The sequence below is a fragment of the Kitasatospora sp. NPDC028055 genome (genome assembly GCF_040637885.1).
Classification (GTDB): Bacteria; Actinomycetota; Actinomycetes; order Streptomycetales; family Streptomycetaceae; genus Kitasatospora.
On sequence record NZ_JBEZXE010000006.1, the window covers coordinates 230994 to 238065 of the forward strand.

Annotated in this window: 8 protein-coding genes; 3 read left to right on the plus strand and 5 right to left on the minus strand. The window is 74.8% G+C overall.

Annotated features, from left to right (window positions below):
- The first annotated feature begins 229 nt into the window (after positions 1 to 229).
- Positions 230 to 1135 (plus strand): carbohydrate kinase, encoded by a 906-nt coding sequence (locus AB0F71_RS10790; RefSeq protein WP_360230804.1) that lies wholly within the window; start codon positions 230 to 232, stop codon positions 1133 to 1135.
- Between the two features lie 20 nt (positions 1136 to 1155).
- Here the strand turns inward: AB0F71_RS10790 and AB0F71_RS10795 are convergent, their stop codons facing one another.
- Positions 1156 to 1677, minus strand: coding sequence for a GNAT family N-acetyltransferase (locus tag AB0F71_RS10795; protein ID WP_360230806.1), 522 nt, complete (start codon positions 1675 to 1677; stop codon positions 1156 to 1158).
- A 157-nt stretch (positions 1678 to 1834) separates the two neighbouring features.
- Between AB0F71_RS10795 and AB0F71_RS10800 the strand changes: the two genes are divergently transcribed.
- The gene (locus AB0F71_RS10800) at positions 1835 to 2809 is read left to right on the plus strand and encodes a polysaccharide deacetylase family protein (RefSeq protein ID WP_360230807.1); all 975 of its coding nucleotides are present in this window, start codon (positions 1835 to 1837) and stop codon (positions 2807 to 2809) included.
- Positions 2810 to 2831: 22 nt separating this feature from the next.
- Here AB0F71_RS10800 and AB0F71_RS10805 read toward each other — a convergent pair whose 3' ends face one another.
- The 4 genes from AB0F71_RS10805 to AB0F71_RS10820 all read right to left on the minus strand — a co-directional run bounded on the left by AB0F71_RS10805 (position 2832) and on the right by AB0F71_RS10820 (position 6403).
- Positions 2832 to 3263: a YchJ family metal-binding protein gene (locus tag AB0F71_RS10805; RefSeq protein WP_360230809.1), complete on the minus strand. Its 432-nt coding sequence runs from the start codon at positions 3261 to 3263 to the stop codon at positions 2832 to 2834.
- 74 nt (positions 3264 to 3337) lie between these two features.
- On the minus strand, positions 3338 to 3991 hold the full coding sequence (locus AB0F71_RS10810) for an NAD(P)-binding domain-containing protein (RefSeq protein WP_360230811.1): 654 nt from the start codon (positions 3989 to 3991) through the stop codon (positions 3338 to 3340).
- Positions 3992 to 4210: 219 nt separating this feature from the next.
- Positions 4211 to 5761, minus strand: a complete 1551-nt coding sequence (locus tag AB0F71_RS10815) for an FAD-dependent monooxygenase (RefSeq protein WP_360230813.1) — start codon at positions 5759 to 5761, stop codon at positions 4211 to 4213.
- Positions 5762 to 5788: 27 nt separating this feature from the next.
- Complete coding sequence (locus AB0F71_RS10820) at positions 5789 to 6403, minus strand: TetR family transcriptional regulator (RefSeq protein ID WP_360230815.1); 615 nt, start codon at positions 6401 to 6403, stop codon at positions 5789 to 5791.
- A gap of 204 nt (positions 6404 to 6607) precedes the next feature.
- Between AB0F71_RS10820 and AB0F71_RS10825 the strand changes: the two genes are divergently transcribed.
- A complete protein-coding gene (locus AB0F71_RS10825; protein WP_360230817.1) occupies positions 6608 to 7006 on the plus strand; it encodes a hypothetical protein in 399 nt (132 codons plus the stop codon).
- Positions 7007 to 7072 lie beyond the last annotated feature (66 nt).

Consider the following 7072-nt stretch of genomic DNA (forward strand, 5'->3'; position numbering starts at 1 on the left):
GCCGAACCGTGCCGACACGCGGGCGTCCCCCGGACGGACCACGGTGCTGGCGGCGCCCCCGGGCCGGGGCTAGCGTTCGTAGTGCTCCGTCCCCTGACGGACGGGGCCACGGCCGTCGGAGAACCTGGCCAGGTCCGGCGGCCGTACTCCTGTGCCCGGGCGCCCTCCCGGAGGCACCGCGTAGGCTGGCCCCCGGACGACGCCCGCGTACCGGATGCCAGGAGCCGCCGTGACCAGCCCCGCTTCGCACCTTCTGGTGATCGGTGAGTGCGTCGCCGACATCGTCCGTACGGACGGCGCCCCCGACCGGGTCCACCCCGGGGGCAGCCCGGCGAACGTCGCGTACGGCCTGGCCCGGCTGGGCCACCCGGCGGTGCTGCTCACCGAGTTGGGGCCGGACGCCGACGGGCGGCTGATCCGCCGCCACCTGGAGTCGGCCGGGGTGGTGGTCCGGGCGGCCGAGGTGGCCCGGACGCCCTCGGCGGTGGTGCGGCTGGACGGACAGGGGCGGGCCGAGTACACCTTCGACATCGGCTGGACGCTGCCGCCGACCGAACTCCCCGCCGCCCCCGCCGCGATCCACCTCGGCTCGATCGGCGCGGTCACCGAGCCGGGCGCCGCCGCGGTGCTCGCCCTGGTGGAGCGATGGCGCGACCGGGTGCCGGTCAGTTACGACCCGAACGTGCGCCCCGCGCTGATGGGCGAGCGGGCGGCGGCGGTGCGCCGGGTCGAGCGCTGCGTGGCGCTGAGCGAGCTGGTGAAGGCCAGCGACGAGGACCTCGCCTGGCTCTACCCGGGCGAGCCCGTCGAGGCGGTCGCAGAGCGCTGGCTCGCCCTGGGGCCCGCCGTGGTCGCGGTGACCCTCGGGGCGGAGGGCGCCCTGGCGCTCACCGCGGAGGGCCGCCGGGAGCGGGTGGCGGCCGTCCCGGTCGCGGTGGCGGACACCGTCGGCGCCGGTGACTCCTTCATGGCGGCCCTGCTGCACGCCCGCGCGGCCGGCGAGGAGCTGGCGGACTGCCTCGCCGAGGCCGTCACTGCCGCCGCGCTGACCGTCTCCCGCCCCGGTGCCAACCCGCCCTCGGCCGCCGAGCTGGCCGCGGCCCTGGAGCGCCGCCGGGCGGCCGGGGCGCGGTAGCCGGGGCCGCCCGGCGACTCTCAACTCCCCTGGCAGTCCGGCCCGGTGAGGTCCTTGCCGTACCAGACCTCGGAGTACGGGCCGGTGTCGCCGTACGCCGGGATCTCCTGGTAGCCGTTGCGCAGGTAGAGGGTGCGGGCCTCGATCAGGTCGAGGCGGGTGTCCAGGACGATCCGCTCGGCGCCCATGGTGCGGGCGGCCCGGTCGACGGCGGCGAGCAGCTGGGCGCCGCCGCCGGTGCCGCGCAGGCCGGGGCGGACGAAGACCCGGGTGAGTTCGACGGTGGTGGCGTCGTAGCGGCGCAGGCCGGCGCAGGACTGGGGCGCGCCGTCGTAGCGGCCGAGCAGGAAGAGGCCGGTGGGGGCGGCCAGGTCGTCGCTGGGGGAGTCGGCGAGGCCGGACTCCAGTTCCTCCGGGGTGCCCTCGCGGCCCAGGTGGAGGCGGTAGTAGCGGTTGGCCACGTCGTAGTAGTACTCGCGCAGCAGGTCCGTGGCCTCGGGGGTGGTCACGTCGGTGGTGGTGATGGTCCAGCGGTCGGTCATGCGCGCATGATCCGTTTCCGGGCGCCGTGGTCGCAAAGGGTTTTCCTGCCGGTGGCGGAGGATTCGGCAAAGGATCGGCAAGGCGGGCGGCGTGCCGTTGCCCCGGGCGGGTGACGGAGGGTTGGCGGGAGCGCCCGGCGGGGGAGCAGTAGCAGCTATGAACGGACCATCAGTTTGTCGCATTAACGGGGATCTGAGGAAAGGTCAGCAGCGGCGCGGCGCACGTACCGGCCTGCTGGCCGCCGTCTGCCTCACCGCCGTGGTCACCGGCTGCGCCGGTCCCGCCACCCCGTCGAAGCCCGCCCCGGCCGCCGCGGCACCCGCCACCGGGGCGCCCCAACCCGCTCCGCCGCTGCTCCCCGGCCTGGCCCGGGAACAGGAGGAGACCAGCAGCGAGGCGGCCGCCCGCCAGGCCGACCTGGCCCGCGCCGCCCTGGAGACCGCCCAGCGCTGGGGCCTGGACCGCCCGCCGCTCAAGGCCCCGGCCCGCCCGGCGGCCAAGGCCGTCCTCACCCCGGTGCAGGGCGTCAAGCTCAAGGACGGCCGCCCGCCCGTGGTGTTCCGGGTGCCGACCCAGGACAAGGTGGTCTTCCTCACCATCGACGACGGCTTCGAGAAGGACCCGGAGTTCTCCCGGATGGCGGCGGAGCTGGGGATCCCGCTCAGCGCCTTCCTCTCCGACTACCTCGTCCGCGACAACTACGGCTACTTCCGGGACCTGCACAAGCAGGGCGTGGAGATCAACAACCACACGATCAACCACCGCAACCTCAAGGTCCTCGACTACGAGACCCAGCGCCGGGAGATCTGCGACCAGCAGGACCAGCTGGAGCAGCAGATCGGCGTGCGCCCCCGGCTGTTCCGCCCCCCGTACGGCGAGTACAACGACGACACCCTGCGCGCCGCCGCCTCCTGCGGGGTGCAGGCCGTCCCGCTGTGGAACGAGGAGGCCTTCCCGGACCACATGGAGTGGCGCTACGACGACCGGACGCTCCACCCGGGCGACATCATCCTCACCCACTTCCGCGGCATCTCCGACTGGAAGGCCACCATGCCGGACCTGCTGCGCAAGGTGCTCAACGAGGTCACCGCGGCCGGCTACTCGCTGGGCCGCCTGGACGACTACCTGTAGGGCGGGCCGGGCCGGCCGGGCCTCAGCCGAGCGAGAGGGCGTCGAGGTACACCCAGGCGCCCTCGTGCCGGACGAAGCGGCTGTGCTCGCTGAGCACGCCCTGCTCGCCGTCCTCGGTCCAGTGCGCGCGGAAGGCGACCGTGCCCTCGGCGTGGAAGGCACCGCCCTCGCTGGTGGAGAGCACCTCCAGCCCGGTCCAGCGCAGGGCCGGGTCGAAGTCGACCTCGTCGGGCCGGGTGTCCGGGTGCCAGGTGCGCAGCAGGTAGGCCTCGTCCTGGGCGGCGAAGGCGCTGAACCGGGAGCGCATCAGCGACTCGGCGGTGGTGGCCTTCGCCTGGCCGCGGTGCAGCCGGCCGCAGCAGTCGCCGTAGGCGGCGGGCAGGCCGCACGGGCACGGGGAGGACGGCAGCAGCCGGGGAGCGGCGGGGCGGGGCGCGGAACGACGTCGGGACATGCCGACCATTGTCCCCCACGGCCGGTCGGCGCCCGCCGGGCCCGCCCCACCACCGGGAGGGCGGGCCCAGGGGGTTACGCGGGCCGCCGGAAGGAGTAGTTGAACGCGGCGTCGCCGAAGTGGCCCATCATCCGGAGCCAGAACGGCATCAGCATCTCGGTCGCCCGGGCGCCGGTGATGTCCCCGAGGTCGACGATCCAGTCGGCCGGCCAGCCGAACTCGCCCAGCAGGGCGACCGCCTCGGCCTTGGCGGCGTCGTCGTTCCCGGCGATGAAGAGGTTGTGCTCACCGGCCAGCTTGTCCGGTGCGACCATCAGCTCGCAGTTCAGCGTGTTGAGCGCCTTCACCACCTGGGCCTCGGGGAACTCGCGCTGGATCTGCTCGCCGATGCTGTCGGTGTTGCACGGGGCGAGGGTGACGCCCTCGGGGCCGAACACCAGCGGGTTGGACACGTCGATCAGCAGCTTCCCGGCGAGGTGCTCCGCCCCGGCCGCGCGCAGCGCCGCCAGCGAGACCGTTCCGCTGGTGGCGTTCAGCACCACCTCGCCGAAGGCCGCCGCCTCGGCGAAGGTCCCGCAGCTGGCGGCGGGGCCGGCCTGCCGGGCCCAGGCCAGCCCCTTCTCGTTGTCCTTGCTCCGGGAGCCCAGTGCCACCTGGTGGCCGAGCGAGACCAGCTTGTCCGCGAGGGTCTGCCCGACCATGCCCGTGCCGATGATTCCGATGCGCATGGTTCCCCGTTCGTCCGGTTCCCTCCGCCCGTCGAAGGGCGGCCGCGACGACCTTAGGGGGTGCCCGGTGGGATTCCGGGGGTCACACGCCGGGGGCCGATGCTCAGGATGGCGAAGAACTCGACCGTGAGCGCGGCCGGCGCCACCAGGGAGAGGGCCACCCGGGCCCGTCGGAACAGCCGGGCCGCGGGCCACTGGAGTCCGTCCGGGGGCGGGTACTCAGATCCGCGGTTCGCCGAACCAGCCGCGCAGCGCCCGGTCCAGCCCCTCCCGGTCGGCCTCGCCGGGGGCGCAGGCCCAGGCGACGTAGCCGTCCGGGCGCAGCAGCAGCGCTCCGGCGGGCGGCGGTGCCTGGGGGCAGTGGGCGGCGTGGACGTCGACCCGGTCCTTCCAGCCGGCCGCCCGGTCCGCGAGGCCGAGCGTGCCGCCGGTCAGGTCGAGCAGCAACGGCCTTCCGCTGTGGGTGAGTTCGGCCAGGCGGGTGCTCCCGGTCGGGGTGTCGAGGGCGAGCTCCGGGGCGAAGCCCCCGGCGAGCGGGTGCGGGCAGTCGGTGTCGTAGCGGACGTCGCTGCCCGCCATCAGGGCGGCTATCCGGGCGAGGTTGTCCTGGTGGGCTATCAGCTCGCCGACCAGGGCGCGCAGCGCGGTGATCCCGGGGCCGGGGGCCATCAGGGCCAGCTGGGCCTGGGAGTGCATGAAGACCCGCTCGCCGACCGGCCGGCGCTCGTGCTGGTAGCTGTCCAGCAGGCCGGGCGGGGCCCAGCCCCGGAGTTCGGCGGCGAGTTTCCAGCCCAGGTTGGCGGCGTCCTGGAGGCCGAGGTTGAGGCCGGGGCCGCCGGTCGCGGCGTGCACGTGCGCGGCGTCGCCGACCAGCAGGACGCGGCCCTCGCGGTACCGCTCGGCGAGCCGGGTGTTGTAACCGACGGTGCGGCGCGGGGTGAACGGTCCCGCCGTACGGGCCGGGGCGAGCGGCAGGTCGGCGCCGGTGACCCGGCGGATGCTGGCGCGCAGCTCGTCCAGGGTGAGCGGGCCGGCCTCGTCGACCGGCGGGCCGCCCCACTCCATGGTGGCGATCATGGTGGCGTCCGGGCCGAACGGGGAGATGACGAACACGCCGTGCTCGGTGCGGGTGTGGGTCCACGGCCCGAACGGGGTCGGGCAGCCGGGCAGCAGGATCCTGCCGTCGTCGGTGGTGCGCAGGCCCTCGGGCGGCAGCACGTGGGCGATCCGGGAGACCGGCTCGGGTGAGGTGACGCCGGGGAAGCCGATGCCGGCGTGCTTGCGGACGGTGCTGCGGCCGCCGTCCGCGCCGACCAGGTAGCGGGTGCGCAACTGCCGTGCGCCGTCCGGGCCGTGGAGGTCCACGGTGACCCCGTCCTGGTCCTGGGTGAAACCGGTGACCTCGCACCGGCGCAGGATGGTGACGCCCAGCGCGAGGGCGTGTTCCTCCAGGACGGCCTCGATCCGGTGCTGCGGGATCGGCAGGGCGTGCAGCGGATTGTCGTCGAGCCGGTGCAGTTCCAGCGGGAAGGCGCCGAACACGAACCGGGGTATCGGCCGCGGCGCACCCGCGGCGCCGCTGAGCGGCTGGTGGAGGCCGCGGTGGTCGAGCAGCCGGAGCACCTGTCCGACCAGGCCGTTGGCCTTCTGCTCGCCGGAGCGCTCGGCCAGCCGGTCCAGCACCACCGGCCGGACGCCGGCCAGGGTCAGTTCGCAGGCCAGGAACAGCCCGACCGGGCCTGCGCCGACGATGACGACCTCGTTGGTCATGTCAATTCCCCCAGAGGTGTGATGGGTTCACCGGATGGACGGATCGGGCAGCCCGGCCGCGAGCTGGCGCAGCGCCTCGGCGAACAGCGACTTGAAGGGCACCACCGGGTCGGCGACCAGGTAGTGCTCGTTGGCGACCTGCAGCGCGGAGAGCGCGGCGGCGGCCACCAGCTTCGGGTAGAGGTCCCGGTCGGGATCGGTTCCGGTGCGGGCGGCCACCGCGGCGGTGAGCCCGGCCCTGGTCTGCGCGCCGCCGCGGAACAGCTCGGCCTGGAGCGAGGGTTCGCGCAGCAGCCGTCGTAGGGCGGCGACCCAGCCGGGGGCGGGTTCCTCCTCGGCGCCTTCGAAGGGTTCGACCAGGGCCTGGGACAGCGCCTCCCACAGCGGTTCCTCCGCCGGGCGGGTGGCCAGGGCCTCGGCGGCCCGCAGGATCCGGTTGCGGTGCCGGAAGACGATCGCCTCGGCCTTGCTGGAGAAGTAGTTGTTGTAGGTGCGCGGGGACACCCCGGCCGCGGCCGCGATGTCCTCGACCCGGACGTTCTCCAGCCCCCGCTCCACCGCCAGGCTCAGCGCCGCCCAGCTGAGCGCCTCCCGCGTCGCGGCCTTCTTCCGTTCCCGCAGCCCGGGCTCTCCGTCCGTCATGGCACCACTGTCCCGCCAAACATGCGTGTTGCGCAATAGTGCGTGGCACGCAAGTTTTTTCGGGCCGGCCGGGGCCGTGGCGAGCCGCCCGCCACCTGCAGTTCGTCGCTGGTAGTAGTTGCGTGGTCGCGGAGCGGCTCCGCGCAGGAGCCCGTCCGCGCAGGAATTCCGGCGGGACGACCCGACAGGACGTGAGGAGCGGGCATGAGTGGCAGACGGCGTCCACCGCGGGCGCGGACCCCGCGCCAGGGTGGCACGGCCGGTGGCGGCCGGATGAACTCCCGGGTGGAGATCGCCCGGATCGAGGGCTTCCTGGCCTGGGAGGCGGAGGTCGCGGCGGCCGAACGCGACGCCCGCGCCTTCGCCGCCCAGTTCTCCTGGCTGCCGGAGGCCGAGCGGGAGGATCTGGAGCGGGCCTACGCCGCCGACCGGCTGCGCTACGCCGAGGAGGTCGTCGACCGCGCCGTCGACCGCTGCCGCCGGCTGGCCGCCCGCTACCGCGCCGAGTGCCGCCGGGTCTGCACCCGCTGGGCGGCGCTCTGCCTCTCCGTCACCCTGGCGGTGGCGCTGTTCGCCGTCGTCCCGGCGGCCCTGCGGGGCTGAACCGCCGATCCGCGCTCCCGGCACGACCAGGGCCCGCCGCGCCGTCTCCGGTGCAGCGGGCCCTGG

Coding starts and splice junctions, on each gene's coding strand:
- AB0F71_RS10805 (WP_360230809.1), bottom strand. CDS start 3,263: ATGTCCCGACGTCGTTCCGCGCCCCGCCCCGCCGCTCCCCGGCTGCTG.
- AB0F71_RS10795 (WP_360230806.1), bottom strand. CDS start 1,677: ATGACCGACCGCTGGACCATCACCACCACCGACGTGACCACCCCCGAG.
- AB0F71_RS10810 (WP_360230811.1), bottom strand. CDS start 3,991: ATGCGCATCGGAATCATCGGCACGGGCATGGTCGGGCAGACCCTCGCG.
- AB0F71_RS10825 (WP_360230817.1), top strand. CDS start 6,608: ATGAGTGGCAGACGGCGTCCACCGCGGGCGCGGACCCCGCGCCAGGGT.
- AB0F71_RS10820 (WP_360230815.1), bottom strand. CDS start 6,403: ATGACGGACGGAGAGCCCGGGCTGCGGGAACGGAAGAAGGCCGCGACG.
- AB0F71_RS10800 (WP_360230807.1), top strand. CDS start 1,835: ATGAACGGACCATCAGTTTGTCGCATTAACGGGGATCTGAGGAAAGGT.
- AB0F71_RS10815 (WP_360230813.1), bottom strand. CDS start 5,761: ATGACCAACGAGGTCGTCATCGTCGGCGCAGGCCCGGTCGGGCTGTTC.